This is a genomic window from Vibrio sp. 10N.237.312.B06 (assembly GCF_041464685.1).
In the GTDB taxonomy this organism is placed as follows: Bacteria; Pseudomonadota; Gammaproteobacteria; order Enterobacterales; family Vibrionaceae; genus Vibrio; species Vibrio tasmaniensis_A.
The window spans coordinates 51,037-73,137 of record NZ_JBFSPI010000010.1; the positions used below are offsets into that span (position 1 = coordinate 51,037).

20 protein-coding genes are annotated in these 22,101 nt (G+C 45.7%); 13 read left to right on the forward strand and 7 right to left on the reverse strand.

Translation table 11 applies throughout. From position 1 onward, the window contains the following. Positions 1-26 precede the first annotated feature (26 nt). The 8 genes from AB6C75_RS04565 to AB6C75_RS04600 all read left to right on the forward strand — a co-directional run bounded on the left by AB6C75_RS04565 (position 27) and on the right by AB6C75_RS04600 (position 10,957). Positions 27-713: a phosphoglycolate phosphatase gene (locus AB6C75_RS04565; RefSeq protein WP_012604940.1), complete on the forward strand. Its 687-nt coding sequence runs from the start codon at positions 27-29 to the stop codon at positions 711-713. A gap of 175 nt (positions 714-888) precedes the next feature. After that, positions 889-1,905 carry a tryptophan--tRNA ligase gene (trpS, locus tag AB6C75_RS04570; protein ID WP_010435234.1) on the forward strand — a complete coding sequence of 339 codons (1,017 nt, stop codon included), beginning with the start codon at positions 889-891 and terminating at the stop codon, positions 1,903-1,905. A 384-nt stretch (positions 1,906-2,289) separates the two neighbouring features. Continuing rightward, a complete protein-coding gene (locus AB6C75_RS04575; RefSeq protein WP_372107066.1) occupies positions 2,290-4,884 on the forward strand; it encodes an ExeM/NucH family extracellular endonuclease in 2,595 nt (864 codons plus the stop codon). A 188-nt stretch (positions 4,885-5,072) separates the two neighbouring features. Then, on the forward strand, positions 5,073-5,651 hold the full coding sequence (locus AB6C75_RS04580; protein ID WP_009848915.1) for an aminodeoxychorismate/anthranilate synthase component II: 579 nt from the start codon (positions 5,073-5,075) through the stop codon (positions 5,649-5,651). Positions 5,652-6,116: 465 nt separating this feature from the next. Then, a complete protein-coding gene (locus AB6C75_RS04585) occupies positions 6,117-7,328 on the forward strand; it encodes an aspartate aminotransferase family protein (protein WP_050632386.1) in 1,212 nt (403 codons plus the stop codon). A 107-nt stretch (positions 7,329-7,435) separates the two neighbouring features. Next, the gene (gene astA / locus AB6C75_RS04590) at positions 7,436-8,455 is read left to right on the forward strand and encodes an arginine N-succinyltransferase (RefSeq protein WP_029223029.1); all 1,020 of its coding nucleotides are present in this window, start codon (positions 7,436-7,438) and stop codon (positions 8,453-8,455) included. A gap of 39 nt (positions 8,456-8,494) precedes the next feature. Then, positions 8,495-9,952, forward strand: a complete 1,458-nt coding sequence (astD, locus tag AB6C75_RS04595; RefSeq protein ID WP_372048784.1) for a succinylglutamate-semialdehyde dehydrogenase — start codon at positions 8,495-8,497, stop codon at positions 9,950-9,952. Positions 9,953-10,165: 213 nt separating this feature from the next. Further along, positions 10,166-10,957, forward strand: a complete 792-nt coding sequence (locus tag AB6C75_RS04600) for a DUF1338 domain-containing protein (protein WP_372107069.1) — start codon at positions 10,166-10,168, stop codon at positions 10,955-10,957. Positions 10,958-11,141: 184 nt separating this feature from the next. Here AB6C75_RS04600 and crp read toward each other — a convergent pair whose 3' ends face one another. The 6 genes from crp to AB6C75_RS04630 form a co-directional block, all read right to left on the reverse strand. Next, complete coding sequence (gene crp, locus AB6C75_RS04605) at positions 11,142-11,774, reverse strand: cAMP-activated global transcriptional regulator CRP (protein WP_017036097.1); 633 nt, start codon at positions 11,772-11,774, stop codon at positions 11,142-11,144. Positions 11,775-12,014: 240 nt separating this feature from the next. Further along, positions 12,015-12,884 (reverse strand): phosphoribulokinase, encoded by an 870-nt coding sequence (locus tag AB6C75_RS04610; protein WP_012604929.1) that lies wholly within the window; start codon positions 12,882-12,884, stop codon positions 12,015-12,017. Positions 12,885-12,961: 77 nt separating this feature from the next. Beyond that, positions 12,962-13,174, reverse strand: a complete 213-nt coding sequence (locus tag AB6C75_RS04615; protein WP_010435208.1) for a YheU family protein — start codon at positions 13,172-13,174, stop codon at positions 12,962-12,964. Between the two features lie 95 nt (positions 13,175-13,269). Then, the gene (locus AB6C75_RS04620; RefSeq protein WP_372107072.1) at positions 13,270-14,262 is read right to left on the reverse strand and encodes a hydrolase; all 993 of its coding nucleotides are present in this window, start codon (positions 14,260-14,262) and stop codon (positions 13,270-13,272) included. Between the two features lie 207 nt (positions 14,263-14,469). Then, positions 14,470-14,940, reverse strand: coding sequence for a TIGR02444 family protein (locus AB6C75_RS04625; RefSeq protein ID WP_372107074.1), 471 nt, complete (start codon positions 14,938-14,940; stop codon positions 14,470-14,472). Beyond that, the gene (locus AB6C75_RS04630) at positions 14,937-16,859 is read right to left on the reverse strand and encodes an ABC transporter ATP-binding protein (protein ID WP_017096560.1); all 1,923 of its coding nucleotides are present in this window, start codon (positions 16,857-16,859) and stop codon (positions 14,937-14,939) included. The genes AB6C75_RS04625 and AB6C75_RS04630 overlap by 4 nt, the downstream gene beginning before the upstream one ends. A gap of 174 nt (positions 16,860-17,033) precedes the next feature. Between AB6C75_RS04630 and kefG the strand changes: the two genes are divergently transcribed. The 5 genes from kefG (at position 17,034) to AB6C75_RS04655 (ending at position 21,688) form a co-directional block, all read left to right on the forward strand. Then, positions 17,034-17,618, forward strand: a complete 585-nt coding sequence (kefG, locus tag AB6C75_RS04635) for a glutathione-regulated potassium-efflux system ancillary protein KefG (RefSeq protein ID WP_372107076.1) — start codon at positions 17,034-17,036, stop codon at positions 17,616-17,618. Continuing rightward, positions 17,605-19,401 (forward strand): glutathione-regulated potassium-efflux system protein KefB, encoded by a 1,797-nt coding sequence (gene kefB / locus AB6C75_RS04640; RefSeq protein ID WP_029223028.1) that lies wholly within the window; start codon positions 17,605-17,607, stop codon positions 19,399-19,401. Before kefG ends, kefB begins: the two co-directional genes overlap by 14 nt. 200 nt (positions 19,402-19,601) lie before the next feature. Beyond that, positions 19,602-19,802 carry a YheV family putative zinc ribbon protein gene (locus AB6C75_RS04645; protein WP_019825339.1) on the forward strand — a complete coding sequence of 67 codons (201 nt, stop codon included), beginning with the start codon at positions 19,602-19,604 and terminating at the stop codon, positions 19,800-19,802. A 94-nt stretch (positions 19,803-19,896) separates the two neighbouring features. Continuing rightward, the gene (gene slyD / locus AB6C75_RS04650) at positions 19,897-20,487 is read left to right on the forward strand and encodes a peptidylprolyl isomerase (protein WP_372107078.1); all 591 of its coding nucleotides are present in this window, start codon (positions 19,897-19,899) and stop codon (positions 20,485-20,487) included. 235 nt (positions 20,488-20,722) lie between these two features. Then, positions 20,723-21,688, forward strand: coding sequence for an isoaspartyl peptidase/L-asparaginase family protein (locus tag AB6C75_RS04655; RefSeq protein ID WP_017103602.1), 966 nt, complete (start codon positions 20,723-20,725; stop codon positions 21,686-21,688). 182 nt (positions 21,689-21,870) lie between these two features. On the opposite strand, the gene AB6C75_RS04660 is transcribed toward AB6C75_RS04655, so the two are convergent. After that, entirely contained in the window at positions 21,871-22,098 is a 228-nt protein-coding gene (locus AB6C75_RS04660) for a SlyX family protein (RefSeq protein WP_009848930.1), read from the reverse strand. Positions 22,099-22,101 lie beyond the last annotated feature (3 nt).

Here is a 22,101-nt window from a genome sequence, read left to right on the forward strand (position 1 = left end):
ACGGACATAATAAATAGGAAAGTAAGATGTCATTAAGCTCAATAAAACTGATTGCCTTTGATTTGGATGGAACCTTGTTAGATAGCGTGCCTGATTTGGCTGTTGCCGCCGATCAGGCTTGTCAGGAACTGGGTTTTTCTTCTGTAAGCGAAGAGCAAGTTCGCGACTACGTGGGTAATGGTGCTGACGTTCTTATCGGGCGCTCACTGAGCCGCAACTTGACGGTTGATCCAAACCTAGAGCCTGAACTGCTAAAGAAAGCGCGTATCTTGTTTGATGATTTTTACGAGCAGAGTGGCCATAAGCTGAGCCACCTTTACCCATCAGTAAAAGAAACGTTAGCTGAGTTGGATAAAGCGGGCTTCACCATGGCGCTTGTAACAAACAAGCCATCGAAATTTGTACCAGCCGTTCTGGCGCAACACGGTATCGATAAGTACTTTGTTGATGTGTTGGGCGGCGACTCTTTCCCAGAGAAAAAGCCGAATCCAGTCGCGCTGAACTGGTTGCTAGAAAAGCACAATGTAAAAGCTGAAGAGATGCTGATGGTTGGCGATTCAAGCAATGACATCAAAGCGGCTAAGAATGCCGGCTGTCACTCGTTTGGTCTGACATACGGCTACAACCACGGTGAGTCGATTTCAGTATCAAACCCTGACTATGTCGCAGACAATATTGCGCAATTACTAGATGTCGTTCTAGTTTCAGCATAAAGCGGATAAAAGTTAGCTAACCTACTAGCAAAATACTTATCAATGAGTACACTGGATGAGCCGTACAGAAGAGCTGTACGGCTTTCTATTTTAAAGTTAAGAAGCTAAGTTTTTCAGATACTAGGTTAAGAAACTAAGTTAACGAGCTTAGCTAACAAGCAAAGGAATTAAAACCATGAGCAAGCCCATCGTATTGAGTGGTGTTCAACCATCTGGTGAACTAAGTATCGGTAACTACTTGGGTGCTCTACGTCAATGGCAACAGATGCAAGATGATTACGATTGCCAATACTGTGTTGTAGACCTTCATGCAATTACGGTTCGCCAAGATCCGAAAGCACTGCACGAAGCGACTCTAGACGCATTAGCAATCTGTCTTGCTGTCGGTGTTGATCCAAAGAAGAGCACGCTATTTGTTCAGTCACACGTACCAGAGCATGCTCAACTTGGTTGGCTTCTTAACTGTTACACGCAAATGGGTGAACTGAGCCGTATGACTCAGTTTAAAGATAAGTCTGCGCGTCACTCAAATGATGTAAATGTAGGTTTATACGACTACCCGGTGTTGATGGCTGCAGACATTCTGCTTTACGGCGCTCACCAAGTGCCTGTAGGTAGCGACCAGAAACAGCACTTAGAGCTGGCGCGTGATATCGCAACTCGCTTTAACAACATCTACGGTCCTGAAACGCCAATCTTCCAAGTTCCAGAACCTTACATTCCAACAGTGAATGCACGTGTAATGAGCCTGCAAGATGCGACGAAGAAGATGTCTAAGTCGGATGACAACCGTAAGAACGTGATTACTCTGCTAGAAGAGCCTAAGTCGATCATCAAGAAGATCAACAAAGCGCAAACCGATGCAGAAACGCCACCACGTATTGCCCACGATTGGGAAAACAAAGCGGGTATCTCTAACCTAATGGGTCTTTACTCTGCGGCGACGGGTAAAACGTTTGAAGAGATCGAAGCGCAATACCAAGGCGTTGAGATGTACGGTCCATTCAAGAAAGACGTAGGCGCAGCATTAGTTGAAATGCTTGAGCCGATTCAATCTGAATACCACCGTATCCGTGCTGACCGTGCTTACATGGACGCAGTAATGAAAGCGGGTGCTGAAAAAGCGTCTGAGCGTGCTGCAGTAACACTGAAAAAAGCATACGAAGCGGTAGGTTTTGTTACTCGCCCATAGAGTGAACTGAAACGACTCGTTTAGAAATTCAAGCCCAAAGTGACTTTGTTTACTTTGGGCTTTTTATTGCCTGCTCCATTTACCTTCCCAGTAAATCTCTTGTTTGAATTGATAATTTAAGCATTATCTAGCTAACACATTCATCATACTAATGCTGTGCAGGTGATCTTATTTGGCATCCTCAAGTTTTATAAAGTCACTCTTGTTTCTATATATGTTGGAAATATAAAACGTGCCAAACAATTGATGATTCCAAAGTGATAAGTTCCTCATTTTCTTGCCAACTGACTTATTCCTTTCATAAATAAACCTGATAGTTACCACAAAATACATGACTGCCCATAGATGGCAGTGACTATAAATCGATGAACTTAGGTGAAACGGATGGCTCTTTTACATAAACCTTCATTGCTAGCAGTGGCAATTGGTAGCTTGTTAACCACAAGCGCACACGCTGATTTGTTTATTTCACAATATGTGGAAGGCGGCAGCTATAACAAAGCGGTTGAGATTGCCAATAACGGCGATAGCAGCATTAATTTAGATGGTTACTCGTTGGCGAAGTCTGCGAATGGTAATGGATCATGGGGCGCCACTTTACCTTTGAATGGCCACGTTTTAGCGCCCGGTGAAGTACTTGTGGTTGCGCACACCAGCGCAAGTGACGAAATTAAAGCGGCGGCTGATATTCTTAACGCGTCGATTGCTAATCACAATGGTGACGATCCGCTGGCTATCTTGAATTCAGATGGTTCGGTGCACGATGTTGTCGGTTTGATGGGCGATGTGGACTGGGGTAAAGATGTTACTTTGGTTCGTGCTAAACAAACACCTTCTGCGACGTTTGATGCTTCGCAATGGGTATCGTTACCTAAGGACAGTATTGAAGGGCTAGGTTCACTAGACAATGTAGAGTTGCCTGACGCGTTTGCCTGTACACAAGATGGCTCTGCTCCTGTATTCACGACTATTCAAGAGATCCAAGGTGAAGGCGCAACATCACCGTTCATTGATGGCTATCCATACATCACTGACGATGAATACTTCGTCAAAGGTGTGGTAAGTGCAGTCACTACTGGCATAACCAAAGGTTTCTACCTGCAAGCACTTGAGGATGACTTCAATTCAAGCACTTCTGAAGGTCTATTTATCCACACCAATCAATCGAGTTCAGAACTGGCTGCGGGCGATGTAGTGTGTGTGAAAGGTAAGGTTCAAGAGTATTACAGTCATACTCAGCTTAAAGTTGAAAACAACCAATGGCTTAAGCAGGGCGAGCAACAAGCGCCTGAAGCGACAGCAATTGAAGCCTTAGACAGTGACGAGAACTTCGCTGCAACGCTTGAACGCCATGAAGGCATGTTGGTGAAAACAACCGAAGCGCTTGATATGCGTGTAACGCGTACCTTTGGTTATGACTACGCAGGTCGTCGTAACAACATGGTACTGGCCCATGAGCGTATTAACATGCAGCCGAACCAGTTATCTGCAGCTGGCTCTGAAGATGCGAAACAGCAAACTAAAGATAACGCAGACCGTCGTCTTTTTGTTGAAACCGATCAAAAAGCCGGTGACGGACAAGTTCCTTTCTATCCAGACTTTGGCCGTACCGATATTGACCAAGATGGTTCAACAGAAGACTACATCCGTATTGATGACACCATTATTGGCCTAGAAGGTGTACTGACCTACAGTTACGGCGAATATCGCTTAGTGACAACCAACCAGATCTCGGCTGAGAACTTTGTCCGTAATGACCCACGTACTGACAAGCCTGATATGGATGAAGGTGATCTACGTATCGCGACCTTCAACGTATTGAACTACTTTAACTCTCCATTTGGCGGTGACGCGAACCAACACGGCAACAACCGTGGCGCGAACACCATCACTGAGTTTGAGATGCAGCAAGAGAAGATTGTGAACGCGATTCTTCGTCTAGATGCCGACATCATTGGTTTGATGGAAATTGAGAACAACGGTTTTGGTGAAGGCTCTGCCATTCAGCAGCTTGTAAACCAACTGAATGATCGCATTGAGCGTAAGAAAGACCGCTATACCTTTGTGGCTGTCGATTCGAACGAAGATGGCGTGACCGACGAGATGGACTCGATTGGTACTGATGTCATTACAACAGGTGTTATCTACCGTAAGAAAGTGGTTAAGCTTAAAGACAGTCGTGTTATCGCGATGCCCAGCCAACAGGCTCCAGAAGTGTTAGACGATTCTGGCAAGGTGATTGAAGACGGTAAAAACTATCAACGTGACTCATTGGCGCCAACTTTTAAAGTGAAAGGCACCAAAGAGAAACTGACCGTTGCGATTAACCACTTTAAATCGAAAGGTTCTAAGTGTTGGGAAGATGCAGCCCCTGTAGAACAGGGCGGTCAAGGTGGCGTTGATGCCGACAAGCAAGGTTCATGTGAGAACTTCCGTGTTGCAGCTGCGGTTGCACTGGGTGAAGCGCTAGATGGCATCAAAGGCCATAAAGTGATTCTGGGTGATATGAACTCGTACGGCATGGAAGACCCAATGCTGGTACTGACGGATTACTCTGAAGAGAAATACGGTAAGCAAATCAAAGCGGCGCGTAACACTTACATTGACGGTGTCGAGCAGTTTGGTGATAACGGTGCGGTGATTACCAAGAACTACGGCTACATTAATGCTGTGGCTCAAAAGCACCCAGACAGCTGGAGCTACTCATACAATGATGAGGTTGGCGCTTTGGATCACCTGTTGATCAGCGACAGCCTGAAAGATAGGGTGGTGGATGCGACTGACTGGCACATCAATGGCGGTGAGTCGAAGTTGCTTGATTACAACGAAGAGTTCAAAGGTGATCTGCCGAAGTACCAAGATCACTTCCGTTCATCGGATCATGATCCGGCAGTTCTTGAGCTTAAAGTCGGTGGTTCATTCGGCTTAGGTGCATTGATGTCATTGTTTGGCTTAGCAATGTGGCGTCGTCGCAAGTAGTGACATCGTTAACTGCGCAAGCCAGTTGATACAGGTAACTGAAAGTTATCTGTAAACAATTAAGGTCAACTTAGGTTGGCCTTAATTATTGGCGAAATGCAGTTTCCACTTGCCTTTCGCCATGGGTATTGCACAATACCGCCCCTATATCTCCCAATCATTTAGTATTTAGCAAACGATTTCGACCCATGTTACTTATCATCGATAACTACGACTCTTTTACCTATAACTTGTATCAGTATTTCTGTGAGTTAGGGGTCACTGTGAAAGTTGTTCGCAACGATGAGATTGATATCGCAGGTATCGAAGCGCTGAATCCTAGCCATCTTGTTATCTCGCCGGGCCCGTGTACGCCCGATGATGCGGGAATCTCTCTACAAGTCATTGAACACTTCGTGGGTAAGTTGCCGATCTTAGGTGTGTGCCTTGGTCATCAAGCCATTGCCCAAGTCTTTGGTGGTGAAGTAGTGCGAGCCAGACAAGTGATGCACGGTAAAACCTCCCCAATCCGCCACAATGGCAAGAGCGTTTTTCAAGGGCTTAATAACCCTCTAACCGTGACACGTTACCATTCTCTAGTGGTGAAAAATGGCACGCTACCAGACTGCTTTGAATTGACCTCTTGGACGGAATTTGAAGATGGCAGCATGGATGAAATCATGGGTTATCAACACAAAACCTTGCCGATTGATGCCGTACAATTTCACCCTGAGTCGATTAAAACAGAGCAGGGACACCAACTTCTCGCTAACTTCTTAGCGCGTTGAGTGTTTAAATTTGACTCTTTCTCCGTCTAAATAAGCCAGTTGAACCTGTTAGCCCATTGGTTAAGCGTTTAAATTCGGGCGCTACGCGTCTCTTACTCCTCTGACGCCGATCACTTTTTATAACATTTCTCTCTCTTCAGGCTAAGTTTTTAGCCTATGCAAAATTATTCGCCTTATTTCGTCTCGAACCCTATATACCGCAATGCCGGTAAGGCTTTGCTATTACTGGTTATGCGTTTAGGTAAAAAAAGCTTCATAAAACAGATTAATTGATGCATAAATAGTCATAGGTAGTGACGTTTAGCTGGTTGTTAGGGATGGCTAAAGAATAATCTACTATTGAAAACGTTAATTAAATGTAAATATAATGCTGTAGCGGGATTATGGCGAGAGAAAATATCTTTGTCTCACTTATGAACCAGTACGCTTATTTGCGAAGCTTGCGGTATCGAGAAGGAATGTACGATGACAGTGGAAAAAAAAGTAGAACGTAGTCTGTTTAATGAGGTGATGGTGCCTTGTTATAACCCAATGGAAATGATCCCAGTAAAAGGGGAAGGCGCACGCGTTTGGGACCAACAAGGCCGAGAGTATATCGACTTTGCTGGTGGTATCGCTGTGAGCTGTTTGGGTCACTGTCACCCAGCAATGGTTAACGCAGTTACTGAGCAAGCAAACAAAATTTGGCATTTAAGTAACGTAATGACCAACGAACCTGCATTACGTCTAGCGAAGAAGCTAACAGACGTATGTTTTGCAGAAAAAGTATTCTTTGCCAACTCTGGTGCAGAAGCGAATGAAGCAGCATTGAAGCTAGCTCGTCGTTGGGCAGCGGATGTTCACGGTCCTGAGAAATCTGAAATCATTGCATTCAAACAAGGTTTCCACGGTCGTACTTTCTTTACTGTAACTGTGGGTGGTCAAGAGGCTTACTCTGATGGCTTCGGTCCTAAACCGGGCGATGTAACTCACCTGCCTTACAACGATATTGCAGCACTAGAAGCGCACATCTCAGATCGCACATGTGCAATCATGATGGAACCTCTGCAAGGCGAGGGCGGTATCATCTCTCCTACATCTGAGTTCGTGAACACGGTTCGTGAGCTGTGTGATAAACACAATGCGCTGCTTATCTTTGATGAAGTGCAAACAGGTAATGGCCGTACGGGTAACTTTTACGCTTACCAAGGCCTAGGTGTAACACCTGATATCCTAAGCACTGCGAAATCACTAGGTGGTGGTTTCCCTATCGGCGCAATGCTGACGACTTCTGAACTGGCGACACATCTAAAAGTTGGCACACACGGCTCAACTTACGGTGGTAACCCACTGGCGTGTGCTGTTGCAGAAGCGGTTGTTGATGTGGTTAGTCAACCTGAAACATTAGCTGGCGTGAAAGAGCGTGAAGCATTGTTCCGTGATGGTCTTACTAAGATTAACGACAAGTACCAAATCTTCAGTGAAGTTCGTGGTAAAGGCCTACTACTAGGTGCTGCGCTTAACGAAGAGTGGCAAGGTCGTGCACGTGACGTATTGGTAGCAGCAGGCGAACAAGGCTTGATGGTACTGGTTGCGGGTGCAAACGTGGTTCGTTTCACGCCATCACTGGTTATTACTACACAAGAAATTGAAGAAGGTTTATCAAAACTAGACAAAGCAATCGCTACGCTAGTTTAGCCTGAGCGGCGTCATAGGAATGATCGCCATTAGAGCGATCCCATGACGTACTGCTAAAGGCCCAAGCTTCTCGTTTTGGGCCTGTTTTGCATCTGGAGGGAATATTGATGCTAGTTGTTCGCCCAATAAAATTATCTGATTACGATGCGCTGCATACCTGCGCGGTTGAATCTGGTCACGGATTCACATCTCTTCCGGTTAACGAAGAACTGTTAACTAACCGAATTACTCACTCTGAATACAGCTTTGCCAAACAAGACGTGACTGAACCCGGTGATGAAGGCTACCTAATGGTTGGCTTCGACACTGAAACGGGAGAAGTTGCAGGCACGACAGGCATCGAAGCCTCAATTGGCTGGGATGTTCCGTTTTACTCTTACCACATCAGCAAAGTGGTTCACTCATCGCAAAAGCTTGGCGTGAATAACGTCGTTAAGCTGCTGACTTTCGGTAATAACTACACCGGATGCAGTGAGATCTGCACACTGTTCTTGCGTCCAGCTTTCCGTGGTGGATTGAATGGTCGTTTGATGTCGAAGTGTCGCTTCCTGATCATGTCTGAACACCCAGAGCGTTTCTCGAAAACGATTTTTGCTGAGATGCGCGGTGTATCGGATGCGGAAGGTAACTCACCTTTCTGGCAATGGCTGCAAGAGCACTTCTTCTCAATTGATTTCACGCTTGCAGATTACCTAACTGGTATCGGTAAGAAAGGCTTCATTGCTGACCTAATGCCAAAGCTGCCTATCTACGTGAACCTACTGAGCAAAGAAGCTCAGGCGGTGATTGGAGAGGTACATGATAATACACGCCCAGCACTTAAGTTGTTGGAACGTGAAGGTTTCACTAACCGTGGTTATGTCGACATCTTTGATGCAGGCCCAACGGTTGAGTGTGATCTAAGAAATATTGAATCAGTGCGTCATGCGATTCGAGCTCAGGTGAAAATTGCAGAGCACTCCAGCTCTAAAGACTTCCTAATTGGTAATACCTCATTTGAGAACTTCCGCGCAGTAGCCGCGAAAGGCGCGTATGACCAAGCAAGCGACACAGTGATTTTATCATCTGAAGTAGCAAGCGCTCTTGAAGTAAAAGAAGGCGAATTCGTTCGCATGTTGGCTCAATAAGAGCGGCGATTATCTGTCGAAGATTTTAAGGATAGAAGTATGACTCAGTGGATAGCAGGACAGTGGGTGGCAGGTCAAGGCGACGCCATGACATCAGTAAGCCCATACAACAATGAAGTCGTGTGGCAAGGCGATAGTGCAACACCAGCGCAGGTTGAATCTGCAGTAGCAGCGGCTCGTGATGCGTTCTTAGTTTGGAAGAAACTGAGCTTTGCAGAGCGTGAAGCCATCGTGTTGAACTTTGCTGAGAAAGTAAAAGAGAACAGCGAAGAGATAGCACAGATTATTGCAAAAGAGACGGGTAAACCGATTTGGGAAACTCGTACTGAAGCGGGCGCGATGGCGGGCAAGATCGCTATCTCTATTCGTGCATATCACGAACGTACTGGTGAAGCTTCACGTGAAGCGGCAGGTAACCAAATCGTACTGCGTCATCGTCCATTAGGCGTTATGGCGGTATTTGGCCCTTACAACTTCCCAGGTCATCTGCCTAATGGTCATATTGTTCCAGCACTGCTATCGGGTAATACCGTGGTATTTAAGCCGTCAGAGCAGACACCTTGGACTGGTGAGTTTGCGATGAAGCTATGGCAAGAAGCTGGCCTTCCTGCTGGCGTGATCAACCTAGTGCAAGGCGCTAAAGAGACAGGTATCGCACTAGCCGATGCTAAAGGTCTTGATGGCGTGCTATTCACGGGTAGTGCGAATACCGGTCATATCCTTCACCGTCAATTCGCAGGTCAACCGGGCAAGATGTTGGCGCTAGAGATGGGTGGCAATAACCCGATGGTGATCAGTGACCAATTTGGTGATGCTGACGCGACGATTTATACCATTATCCAATCGGCTTTCATCAGTGCAGGTCAACGTTGTACATGTGCTCGTCGTTTGTATGTTCCTGTTGGCGAGAAGGGCGATCAACTGCTCGATAAGCTTGTTGCGGCTACCTTGAAGATTCGTGTTGATCAGCCATTCGCTGAGCCTGCACCCTTCATGGGCCCACAAATCTCTGAAGCGGCAGCTAAGTTCATACTGGACGCGCAAGCTAATCTGCAATCACTAGGTGGTGTAAGCCTAGTTGAAGCAAAAGCGGGCGAAGCGGCGTTTGTTTCTCCGGGGATTATCGATGCAACCAACATTGCTGAACTGCCAGATGAAGAGTACTTCGGCCCATTGCTGCAAGTGGTTCGTTACCAATCGCTAGAGCAAGCGGTTGAGTTAGCTAACGACACACGCTTTGGTTTGTCTGCAGGACTAGTTTCCACAGACGATTCAGAGTGGGAATACTTCGTTGACCATATCCGTGCGGGTGTTGTTAACCGTAACCGCCAGCTAACAGGCGCAAGTGGTGATGCACCATTTGGCGGCCCAGGTGCTTCAGGCAACCTACGCCCAAGTGCTTACTACGCGGCTGACTACTGTGCTTACCCTATGGCTTCAATGGAAGGTGGTGAAACTCAACTGCCAGCTACGTTTAGCCCAGGTATTGAGCTGTAGTTTTAGGCTAATGAGTCTTAGGCTTATTCGTTAAGCTTGAAATAGGGAGGTGGTGTTATCGCTTCCCTTTTCCACCACGTCCGACACCTAGATTGGGCGGTAGATAATAATAGAACAAGTATGTCACAGGCTGATGGCTGCTGACTCTATGTCCAGCCTCTCCCTTTCTAATCCAAATTACTAGCTTGCTAGAACCTCTGACAAGGAGTCACCATGACGCCCGATCTACTCTTTAAATCACTATGGGACGATTACATTCACAGGCTTTGTCCATCGGCTGAGAAAGTACATCACTTGCTGAAAGAAGACGAAGCCCTGATTAATGATCATATTGCACTGCGTACTTTCAATGTTGCACCGCTAGGTATTGAAACATTGGCTAAACCTTTCCTTGAGTTAGGTTACAAGGCGTGTGGCGATTACTTATTTGAGAGCAAGAAGCTAGTGGCTAAGCACTACGAGCACCCAGATCCAAACCAACCAAAAGTGTTCATTAGTGAGTTGAAGGTCGAAGAGTGTTCAAGTGACCTGCAACAGATCGTTGCTAAGTTGGTTGAGCAAGTGGATGCTAGCAAACTGCAAGGTCATGAATTCTTGTTTGGTGGTCGTCTTTGGGATTTGATCTTCGCAGATTTCCAAGTGCTAGCAAAAGAGAGTGAGTACGCTTCTTGGCTAGCCGCTCATGGTTACGGTGCAAACCACTTTACGGTGAGTGTGAACCAGTTAAATAAGTTCGATGAAGTGCAGGCCGTGAATGACTATCTGAATGAGTCGGGATTCACTATCAATGTATCTGGCGGCGAGGTGAAAGGCTCTCCAGAGGTCTTATTAGAGCAATCATCAACCATGGCAGATAAAGTCCCAGTTTCATTTGTTGAAGGCAATGAGATGATTCCTGGCGGCTTCTATGAGTTCGCTAAGCGTTATGCGATGGCCAATGGTGAGCTTTATACCGGATTTGTCGCGGCATCAGCTGACAAGATCTTTGAAAGCACCAACGGTTAAAGAAAGATACGAGCACGGGCTTTGCCCTATAAGTGCCGGTACGCTTCGCTTCGAGATACTTTAGAATAGTGAAGTCCGATTTCTAACTTTGCTTCCCGCATCTGTTCTCTAGATATTTAGAAAACAAAAAAGCCACCAAATTCGCATTTGGTGGCTTTCAAATTTTTGGCTCAGTTAATCGAGATTAACGAGTGCCGTATACCACGATAGTCTTACCGTGTGCAGAAATTAGGTTCTGCTCTTCTAGCATCTTCAAGATACGACCTACGGTCTCACGAGAACAACCAACAATCTGGCCAATCTCTTGACGAGTGATCTTGATTTGCATGCCGTCAGGGTGAGTCATTGCATCTGGCTGTTTTGCTAGGTTTAGTAGCGTTTGAGCGATACGACCTGTTACGTCAAGGAACGCTAAGTCACCAACCTTTTGGCTAGTTACTTGTAGACGGTTTGCCATTTGCGATGAAAGACGCATTAGAATATCTGGGTTCACTTGGATAAGTTGACGGAATTTCTTGAAAGAAATCTCAGCCACTTCACAAGGAGATTTTGCACGAACCCATGCAGTACGCTCTTGGTCTTCTTCGAACAAGCCAAGCTCACCGATGAAGTCGCCTTGGTTTAGGTAAGAAAGAATCATTTCCTTACCTTCTTCGTCTTTGATAAGAACTGCCACAGAACCTTTAACGATGTAGTACAAGGTTTCTGCCTTTTCACCAGCATGAATCAAAGTACTTTTTGAAGGGTACTTATGAATATGACAGTGTGAAAGGAACCACTCTAATGTTGGATCGGTTTGGGGTTTACCTAGAACCATAATATCTTACTTCCTCTGCAGGGTATGCTTGCCGCTTTCCATATTTTAGCTAAGCCTGAATTGACGTAGCTAGGATAAGAGCACTCGTTGAGTGCTGCAAGCTATCTTGTGTTTCGTTTAAGAATAGTATCCTTTTTCAGGTACTATTTCTTGATTTTAATCGTGACCAAGCTACGATTTTTACGCAAAATTGTGCACATGATCACGGTATGAAAAGTAATCAACCAGAATGTTGTTTTGTTAGCCTATTTTCCCGGTTTCTATAAGTTGTTGCAGGATCGGCCTTACAATGAGCTCCATAGCAAAACTCATCTTGCCTCCTGGCACCACAAGTGTGTTATGACGTGACATAAATGAGCCATCAATCATAGCCAACAAGTAAGGGAAATCGACGTTTTTGATACCGCGCAAACGTATAACCACGAAGCTTTCGTCTAAACTTGGGATCCCTTTTGCATTCAGTGGATTTGATGTATCTACGGTAGGGACACGCTGAAAGTTGATATGAGTTCGCGAAAACTGCGGGGTAATGTAGTTAAGGTAATCATCCATTGAGCGAACAATAGAATCCATCACCGCTTCGCGAGAGTGACCACGATCGCGTGTGTCACGAACGAATTTCTGGATCCACTCCAAGTTTACGATAGGTACCATGCCGATAAGCAGATCGACGTGTTGAGAAACATTGATGTCACCATCGACCACGCCACCGTGAAGACCTTCGTAGAACATCACATCCGAGTTTTCAGGGATCTCTTGCCATGGCGTAAAGGTGCCGGGCATTTGATTGTAAGGCACGGCTTCATCGAAGGTATGCAGATAGCTACGGACTTTTCCCGTACCTTCATTACCGTATTGACGGAAGAAATCTTCTAATGCACCAAAATCGTTAGCTTGTGGACCAAAGTAGCTGATGTGCTTACCTTGCTCGCGCGCCTTACGGATCTCGACATCCATCTCTGGTCGAGTGAAGCGATGGAAACTATCCCCTTCAACCCAAGCTGCCTTCACGTCCATCATATTGAACATTTTTCGGAAGGCTTCTGAGGTAGTGGTGGTGCCGGCTCCAGATGAACCCGTCACCGCAATAATTGGATGTTTAGCGGACATGACAACCCTTGTCTTTTGAGTAACTTACTTGTTAGCAATCGTTTACCACTATAACACGGCTCCTTTATGAGCGCAGCTTAGAAGCGTTTTGTGACTTGAATATCAACGGTTTCATGCAGTTCAGAAAACACGATACTCACTTCCCCTGAGGCTAATTGATGTTTCACTTGGTCAATTTTGTTTTGCAGTGAAACTTCAACGTCACCATAGTCTGTACCTTCACGCAGTACGAATTCTTTGATGAGGTTTTCCAGTGTCTCTGGTGCAATGTCTTGCCACGGGATGATCATAAATACTTCTCTCTTTTATGTTCATGGATAGGTTTATTGTTGTAGAAATGAGTGAGCTTAGTAATATTTTTACTGCTATTTACTAATGCTCGTCATTATGCCGAATCTTGTAGACTTTCATAGTAGGCGGGTAATGCTTCTTCTAACCAAAATCTTGGCTTGAGTGTGCTGCCGGTAATGAACCCCACATGACCGCCTTTTTGAAACAGTCGATAATCGATGTTATCAGGCAGAACGGACTTTGGAATCACATCATCGGTCATGAAAGGATCGTCCTTGGCATGAATGATCTGAGTTGGTAGTTTGATCTTCTTGAGTTTAGGCAGTGCGGAGCATTGTGCATAATAATCTTGGGCATTTTTGAACCCATGCAGAGGCGCCGTGATTTGTTCATCAAACTCATACAGTTTGGTGATCTTCTTAATGGTTTCCGCTGTGACCCCCAGCTTTTCCTGTAGCAGGTTAACTTTTTTCAAGGCGTTTGATTTTAGAGAGTTGAGTAGATACTTCTTATAGAGCTTGGAGAAGCCCTGCTCAATGCGACTAGAACAACAAGCCAAGTCAAATGGAGCTGATACTATGGTCGCCGCCGACAGCAATGGGTCGTCGGCATACTCAGCCAAATAATTCGCCAGCATGTTACCACCCAAAGAGATACCAACTGCAACTTTGGGGTTGTTGGGGAACTGCGCGTGCAGATGCCTTAGGAAAAAGCGCGCATCTTCGACTTCACCTGAATGGTATGCACGAGCCAAGCGATTTGGTTTTCCGCTGCAACCTCTAAAGTGCATCATCACTGATAGCCAACCATCTTTAGCAAATGCATTCATCAGCCCGTTGGCGTAAGGGCTCTCAAAGCTCCCTTCTAATCCGTGGAATAGAACGAATATTGGCTTGTTACTTTTATCATCATTGCTTGGCTTGTCACCGTCTGGCGATTCACTCCATGCAAGGTCTAGGAAATCGCCGTCGGGAGTTTCTAAGGTTTGCCAGTGAGGATGAAACAGCGCCTGATTTCGAATAAACCGTGGCACTAAGGTTTGTAAGTGCGGATTAGAGAGACCAGCGGCTGCGGTAAATATTGTCATAAAAACGATCCATGCTTCTTTTACGGGTTTTGATAACGTGTTGAGCTTGTAACGAAACGCCCACGTTTTTATTTGAGCTTGGTTGATTCTCGGTATAAGCGCAAGGCTTTCACTTATATGAGATACAAAAACAGGCCATGGGTAACTGCTTGAATAATATCAAGGTTAAGCTTGGGTCTTGATGGAATAAAAGGGAAAGAGAACGAGCTAGGGCTGTGGTGCTGGTTCAGAAAAAGCGTTGTAGAGATTTTCCGCCCCTAATAAACGACAGTACTGTAAAGCGAGCGGTGATTGTTGGTTCGCAGTAAGTTGAAGAGACTTAATGCAGTCGACGAGATCGGATTGCTGTTGTTTCTCAAGCTGCAGCTCAAATTGTAAGGCTTCACGGTAGAGTGAATCAACAACGTGTGCTTTGAGGTGTTTACGCAGCTCTCGATAACTATGAAGCAAGGTTTCAGAGCGGCTTAAGCATTGTTGCACCTTGTGCCACTCCTCCTCAGCGAAAGAGAGTTGCTGCTCATCAAGCCATTTGAGAAGCAGCAGTAGATTGACGTTGCCATGGAATTGGTTTTGCAAAGCTAAGCACGCATCCTTAACACCGCGCACACTGTAATACTGAAGGCTAAATTGCCATAGTCGTTCCAGTGTTAGTGATATTGGTGCGTGCTCTGGGCTCATAAGCTATCCATATCCAGTTCCATCTGCTCAAGCTCTTCTTGAGTGGACATCCAATCCATTTCAACTTCTTCTAGCTGTGACTTACTGCTCGCTTGTAGAGCGAGTACTTTATTCAGTTTAGCCTTATTTTCAGCTTCATACAGTGAAGTGTCGGATAATTCTTGCTCGGCTTCTTCAAGAGCCAACGTTAATTTATCCATCTGCTTTTCAAATTGAGTCAGCTTTTTACGAATGGGTGCCGTCAGTTTACGGAACTCTGCTTCTTTACGTTTCTGATCTTTTTTTGCTGCTGCACTGTTGGCGCCATCTTTTGCTGGTGCCAATGCTTGTGCTTCTTTGCGCTCAACTTTCTGTTGTTCGGTTAACCACTTGTAGTAATCGCTAAGGTCACCATCAAACGGTGCAACTTGACGGTCGTGTACAAGGTATAAATCATCAGTAGTGGCACGAAGTAGGTAGCGGTCGTGCGATACGATAACCATCGCGCCTTCAAACGTCTGCAATGCAAACGTTAGTGCCTGACGCATATCGAGATCCAAGTGGTTGGTTGGTTCATCGAGTAGCAACAGGTTCGGTTTTTGCCATACCAGTAGCGCCAGAACTAAACGCGCTTTTTCACCACCAGAGAACGGTGCCACTTTATCGAGCGCTTTTTCACCTTGGAAACCGAAGCTACCTAGGTAATCACGCAGTTGTTGCTCGGTGTGTTTTGGCGCAATCTGCATCATGTGCTGAAGTGGTGTCTCTTCCGGGTGCAGCGTCTCTAATTGGTGTTGGGCAAAGTAACCCATTTTAACGCCTTGCGAATAGCTTAGCTCGCCACCTTGTTGTTTCAGTTCGCCTGAAAGCAGCTTAATCAGCGTCGATTTACCTGCACCATTTCGACCAAGTAAACCAATACGGCTGCCCGGTACTAGGTTTAGGCGAATCTTCTCTAGAATCAGATTGTCATCGTAACCTGCAGATACCTCGTCCATCATCATGATTGGGTTTGGTAGTGCGTCTGGTTCTCTAAATTCAAAGCTGAAAGGGTTATCAAACTGAGCGGGCAGTACTTGTTCCATCTTCTCTAGCGCTTTAATACGGCTTTGCGCTTGGCGAGCTTTTGAAGCTTTATAACGGAAACGGTCAATGTAGCTCTGCATGTGCGACATTTGTTTCTGCTGCTTTTGGTACATCGCTTGTTGCAGAATTAGCTTTTGCGCTCGTTGGGTTTCGAACGACGAGTAGTTACCGGTGTATTCATTGAGCAGTTGATTTTCAACATGCACGATGCGGTTGACGATAGGATCCAAGAAGTCCCTATCGTGTGAGATAAGAACGAGTGTGCCTGGGTAGTTTTGTAACCAGCGCTCTAGCCACATTACAGCGTCTAAATCCAAGTGGTTGGTTGGCTCATCGAGTAACAGTAGGTCACTGCGACACAGTAGGGCTTGCGCTAGGTTCAAACGCATACGCCAACCCCCTGAAAATTGAGTCAGGTTCCATGTCATTTGTTCTTGGCGAAAGCCTAGGCCGTCTAACAACTCAGCCGCGCGTGCTTTGATGCTATAACCACCAATGGTTTCAATCTTGCCATGGATCTCTGCGACTAATGTGCCGTTGTCGGCTTGTTCGGCTTTCTCAAGTTGATCTTCAAGGCCACGGTATTCACGGTCGCCATCAATCACGTATTCAATTGCTGTTCTTTCTAATGCAGGTGTTTCTTGAGCAACCCAAGCCATTTCCCAATGGGCTGGTTTACTGAATGAGCCAGCATCAATAGACAGTTCGTCCTTAATCAGGGCGAACAGCGTAGATTTACCACAGCCATTCTTACCAACCAAACCGATCTTGTCGCCAGGGTGAAAAGTCGCAGATGCTTGGTCGAGGAGTGGCTTACCGCCGCGTAGCAATTGAATATCAGAGAAAGTAATCATAATTGAAATAGCATAGAAATTAGAGGTGAACAGACGCCTGCATAGTAGGCTGAAACCAGATAAAAGTCGATCACAATGCAATTTGCGTTATGATGCCAATAACATATTAGTAACTTTTGCTTAAATTCTTGTGGCCTTGCCACCGTTTAGCCTTCAAAGGAATGTTTCAAAGGAATGAGTAATTCTCCCTCGACAGACAACCCCGTGCCAAAGGTGCTGGTCATCTATGCGCACCCAGAGCCGCAAACCTCTATCGCTAACCAGATCATGGTTAAAACGATAGAGTCGCTTGGGAATGTCAAAGTCCACGATCTCTACGCCATCTATCCTGATTTCTTTATTGATGTGCCTTCTGAGCATGCATTGCTGCTTGAATATGATGTGATCGTGTTCCAACACCCTTTGTTTATGTATTCCTGCCCATCACTGCTTAAAGAGTGGTTTGACCGAGTATTAGGCAAGGGTTTTGCGTTTGGTGAGCAAAGTGCGCTTAAAGGTAAACACTGGCGCAGTGTGATTACTACCGGTGGTAAAGAAGAGGCGTTTGGTGCCGCAGGCTATAATAAATATCCATTACAAGAGATTTTGCAACCATTCGAGCTAACCGCTGCTTTGTGTCAGATGCACTGGATATCCCCTTTGGTTTTACACTGGGCACGAAATGTTACCGATATGACGCGTTACCAACACGCAGAAGCGTATCGAAATTGGTTGCGAGACCCGCTACAAGATATAGGAGCAGATGATGGCTCTGACTAATGATTTTCTACAAAGTAGCGTTATATTTTTAGCGGCTGCTGTGGTTGCGGTTCCTATCGCGCAGCGAGCTGGCTTGGGTTCAGTACTCGGTTACTTATTAGCGGGTGTGGCGATTGGCCCATGGGGGCTTGGTTTAATCAGTGATGTAGAGGCGATTCTACACTTCTCCGAATTCGGGGTGGTACTGCTGCTCTTTTTGATTGGTCTCGAACTTAATCCGAAAAAACTGTGGCAGATGCGAGCCCCCATTCTAGGACTCGGTGGCGCGCAAGTGCTGATCACCACACTGATTATTACCGCCATCGCGTGTATGTTTGGTTTAACTTGGCAAACTAGCTTAGTCATCGGTATGGGTTTAGCTTTGTCTTCGACCGCTATTGCCTTGCGTGTTATTGAAGAGCGAGAGCTTGGTGGCAAAGAAGCGGGGCAGTCAGGCTTTGCGGTATTACTTTTCCAAGATATTGCCGTAATCCCTATGTTGGCGATGCTGCCTTTGCTTGCGGGTAATACGGGCGGCAGTTGGGCTGACATGTTATGGATGCTAGGCGGTGTGATTGGCTTGCTTGTCGGTGGTCACTTCTTGTTGAGACCACTGTTCCGATATGTAGTCATGAGCGGTGTGCGTGAGTTGTTCACGGTAGCAGCGCTGTTATTGGTGATTGGTATTGCCGTCATCATGCAGCAGATTGGTTTGTCGATGGCATTAGGTACTTTCTTGGCGGGCGTACTTCTGGCTGAAAGTGAATATCGACACGAGTTAGAAATTGCGATTGACCCATTCAAAGGGTTACTGCTTGGTCTGTTCTTTATCTCTGTGGGTATGGCAGTAAACCTAGGTTTATTGGCAGAAAGCCCATTCGCAATACTTATCGCAGTGTCGTCTCTGGTCATATTGAAAGGTTTGGTGCTGTATGCGCTGGCTCGTATCTTCGGCACTCAAGCTAAAGCGCGCAGCCGAATGGCGATGATCCTTAGCCAAGGTGGTGAGTTCGCCTTCGTTATTTTTACCGCGGCGAGCGCACAAGGCATCTTAAGCGGCGACCAAGTGTCGTTCTTACTGGTTGTTGTGAGCCTTTCTATGGTGACCACACCATTGATGCTTAAGCTGCAAGACCGATTTTTTGCTCGCCAACTTAATCAAATCAGTGAAAGCGCGATGTCTTCGGATGTGATTGATCGTAGCCCTCGAGTGATTATTGCAGGCTTTGGTCGTTTCGGTCAGATCATTGGTCGTCTGATGTATGCCAACAAGATTCGTATCACCGTCCTTGAAAGTGATGCCAGCCAAATACATATCCTTAGGAAGTTCGGCTACAAGGTATTTTACGGTGACTCGACTCACCTTGAACTATTACGAGCTGCGGGAGCTGACAAGGCAGAAGCCATTGTGTTATGTACCGATTCTCCTGATGAAATCATGAAGACCGTCGATTTGTGTAAGCAGCACTTCCCACAGTTAAAGATTTTAGCGCGTGCACGAAGCCGTGTTGAAGCCTATCAATTACTTAACCATGGTGTGAGTAACTACTCGCGTGAAACCTTCCTTGGGGCATTAGATTTAGGTCGTCAAACATTGACCGAACTTGGCATGCATCCATATAAAGCGAAGCGAGCAGAAGCACACTTTAGGAAACTGGATAATGGTATGCTGAAAGAGTTGCTGCCTCAGCATAACGAAGATGCCGAGTTAGCCCAAAGAGCGAAAGAGGCTCGTAAAGAGCTTGAAGAGATTTTTGGACACGAGATGGAAAACGATCACCAATCTCGAAACTATTGGCAATAGTCTGGAATGAATAGTTCTTCAGAACTTAGAGCTACTCAATTAACACCAAGCATTTTGCAACCTGAGCTTATAACCAAGAGCTTTGACCAAGATCTTATAGCTAACAACAATACACCCTAATAATAAACGCGGTCTCTGCTTTGTCTTTAATAGAGCTAGAGCGGAAGAACTGTGAATCCAGAGTAGTAAAGGATATGAACGTGAAACAGAAAAAACGCTTTATCGCAGGGGCGAGCTGCCCAAGCTGCAGTACTCAAGACACACTCCGCTGGTGGATTGAAAACAATATCGAGCTGGTGGAATGTGTCGATTGTGACTTCACAGAACAACGGAAACCGAAAACTGTAGAGAAATCTGAACACGCGAATCAAGAAATGATCGGTATTTTTAAGCCTGAGTGATTGAGTTTCGTCAATTGATCCCCATAATATCCGGGTACAGAATTTTTCCTAAGCTCAATTGTTCGAGCTTAGTCCAAACCTCCTTGGAGCTCTCATGAAAATTGAAAAGAACGTAGTAGTTAGTGTTGCATATCAAGTGAAACTTGAAGATGGCGTAGTAGTTGACCAATCAACTGCAGAAGCTCCACTAGATTACCTTCACGGTCACAACAACCTAATTACAGGTCTTGAAAAAGAGCTTGAAGGCAAAGTCGCTGGCGACAAGTTCTCAGCAACTGTTACTCCAGAAGACGCTTACGGCGAGCACAACGATGACCTAGTTCAACGTGTTCCTGCAGACGTATTCCAAGGTGTTGAGCAAATCGAAGTTGGCATGCGTTTCCTAGCGGATACTGACCAAGGTCCAATCCCAGTTGAAGTTACTGAAGTAGATGGCGACGAAGTTGTTGTTGACGGTAACCACATGCTAGCTGGCCAAACTCTAACGTTTGACGTTGAAGTTGTAGCGGTTCGTGAAGCGACTGAAGAAGAAGTTCAACACGGTCACGTACACCAAGAAGGCGGCTATGGCGGTCACGACCACGATCATGATCACGAAGGTGGTTGCTGTGGTGGCGAAGGCCATGACCACGCTGAAGAGAAAAAAGACGGCTGCTGCGGCGGCGGTAGCTGTGGTTCTCACTAATACCGAATTAACGGTTTAGTTTAAGAATATTGAAAGCCTCCCTTGTGGAGGTTTTTTTCGTTTAGGGTGCTAGCTTTTTGAGTTGGCTTTTCATCTACTAAACTAAATGTCCGCAAATCTTAGTGTCCGCAAATCTAAGCGTTCGTAAATAGTTTGGTTTTCGCTATCAGACATCAAATCTTGGATGTGGTATTGATAGCACAACATTATAAGTTGACGTCAGTGGAGAGTTTGTATGTCACAGCCTTTTTCAATTGCCATTCATGGTGGTGCAGGCACCATCTTACGAGAGCAAATGAGTGATGAATTAAAAACGGGTATTACCGAGGCTTTGGAAAAATCGGTTTTGGCTGGCTATCAAGTATTACAGTCGGGTGGTGATGCGCTAGATGCAGTGGTTGCTTCAGTTAAGGTGATGGAAGACAGTCCCCACTTTAATGCTGGTAAAGGTTCTGTTCTGACTCATGATGAATTTGTTGAGATGGATGCTTCTGTGATGCACGGTCGTGAAATGGATGCGGGGGCTATTGCCGGTGTCCGCCATATCAAAAATCCAATTGAGCTTGCGCGTGATGTGATGCTTAAAAGCGACCATGTGCTGCTGATTGGTGAAGGCGCCGAGAAGTTTGCGTTTGAGCATGACCATACTTTCACCGAGCAAGATTACTTCTTTACTGAGCGTCGTTATGACCAACTTCAGTCGATGAAAGAGAAAGGTATTTTTGCTTTGTCTGAAGCGAAATATGATGAAGAGCAAGCAGATAAATATCCAGATGATAAAAAGTACGGCACGGTTGGCGCGGTCGCATTAGACCAAGCCGGAAACTTAGCAGCCGCAACCAGCACTGGTGGCGTAACCAATAAAAAATACGGTCGTGTGGGAGATTCTCCAATCATCGGTGCAGGCACTGTTGCTGAAAATGGCAACGTGGCCGTTTCAACAACAGGTATGGGGGAGTTCTTCCTTAGAAAGATGGTTGCCAGTGATGTGGCGGCACGAATGCGTTATCTCAAGGAAGATGTGCATACGGCTTGTGAAACGATTATTCAAGGTGAATTGAAAACCATGGGTGGTGAAGGAGGCTTGATTGCTATCGATGGACAAGGTGATATTCATTTCGGTATGAACAGTTCAGGAATGTACCGTGCGAGTGTTGATACTAATGGCTGCGTGGAAGTAAAAATTTATGCCGATGACTAAGTTTGTATTGGCTTAACTGACTTTAGTTGAATTAGCGCAGATTAAACAAACAAAAGGGCGACAGATAAGTATCTGTCGCCCTTTTGGTTTTCTATGTCCCGTCCTGAAATGTGTTTACACATTGAGGACGAAAAACTAACGATATGCGTCACTAGAACTAATTCGTTATCTTTAAAGCGCACTTAATAGTGTGGAGGGGGCGTCTCTTCTGATGCGTCAGCGAGGTTTGAGCCATCCATATTTTTTACTTTGCCAACCACGAACTTCATCTGGTCTTGCATTCTCGTGATCAACATCTGTTGTTGGCTAAGCGCTTCATTAAGTTCTTCAATGGTTTGCTCTTGGAAAGCCAACTGACATTCTAGGTCATTCACGCGGCTTTCTAATTGTTCAACTCGCTTTTCTGTCATCGT

Bases quoted from the DNA above. Each gene is read 5' to 3' on its own strand.
- AB6C75_RS04565 (WP_012604940.1), top strand. From the start codon at position 27: ATGTCATTAAGCTCAATAAAACTGATTGCCTTTGATTTGGATGGAACC.
- trpS (WP_010435234.1), top strand. From the start codon at position 889: ATGAGCAAGCCCATCGTATTGAGTGGTGTTCAACCATCTGGTGAACTA.
- AB6C75_RS04575 (WP_372107066.1), top strand. From the start codon at position 2,290: ATGGCTCTTTTACATAAACCTTCATTGCTAGCAGTGGCAATTGGTAGC.
- AB6C75_RS04580 (WP_009848915.1), top strand. From the start codon at position 5,073: ATGTTACTTATCATCGATAACTACGACTCTTTTACCTATAACTTGTAT.
- AB6C75_RS04585 (WP_050632386.1), top strand. From the start codon at position 6,117: ATGACAGTGGAAAAAAAAGTAGAACGTAGTCTGTTTAATGAGGTGATG.
- astA (WP_029223029.1), top strand. From the start codon at position 7,436: ATGCTAGTTGTTCGCCCAATAAAATTATCTGATTACGATGCGCTGCAT.
- astD (WP_372048784.1), top strand. From the start codon at position 8,495: ATGACTCAGTGGATAGCAGGACAGTGGGTGGCAGGTCAAGGCGACGCC.
- AB6C75_RS04600 (WP_372107069.1), top strand. From the start codon at position 10,166: ATGACGCCCGATCTACTCTTTAAATCACTATGGGACGATTACATTCAC.
- crp (WP_017036097.1), bottom strand. From the start codon at position 11,774: ATGGTTCTAGGTAAACCCCAAACCGATCCAACATTAGAGTGGTTCCTT.
- AB6C75_RS04610 (WP_012604929.1), bottom strand. From the start codon at position 12,884: ATGTCCGCTAAACATCCAATTATTGCGGTGACGGGTTCATCTGGAGCC.
- AB6C75_RS04615 (WP_010435208.1), bottom strand. From the start codon at position 13,174: ATGATCATCCCGTGGCAAGACATTGCACCAGAGACACTGGAAAACCTC.
- AB6C75_RS04620 (WP_372107072.1), bottom strand. From the start codon at position 14,262: ATGACAATATTTACCGCAGCCGCTGGTCTCTCTAATCCGCACTTACAA.
- AB6C75_RS04625 (WP_372107074.1), bottom strand. From the start codon at position 14,940: ATGAGCCCAGAGCACGCACCAATATCACTAACACTGGAACGACTATGG.
- AB6C75_RS04630 (WP_017096560.1), bottom strand. From the start codon at position 16,859: ATGATTACTTTCTCTGATATTCAATTGCTACGCGGCGGTAAGCCACTC.
- kefG (WP_372107076.1), top strand. From the start codon at position 17,034: ATGAGTAATTCTCCCTCGACAGACAACCCCGTGCCAAAGGTGCTGGTC.
- kefB (WP_029223028.1), top strand. From the start codon at position 17,605: ATGGCTCTGACTAATGATTTTCTACAAAGTAGCGTTATATTTTTAGCG.
- slyD (WP_372107078.1), top strand. From the start codon at position 19,897: ATGAAAATTGAAAAGAACGTAGTAGTTAGTGTTGCATATCAAGTGAAA.
- AB6C75_RS04655 (WP_017103602.1), top strand. From the start codon at position 20,723: ATGTCACAGCCTTTTTCAATTGCCATTCATGGTGGTGCAGGCACCATC.
- AB6C75_RS04660 (WP_009848930.1), bottom strand. From the start codon at position 22,098: ATGACAGAAAAGCGAGTTGAACAATTAGAAAGCCGCGTGAATGACCTA.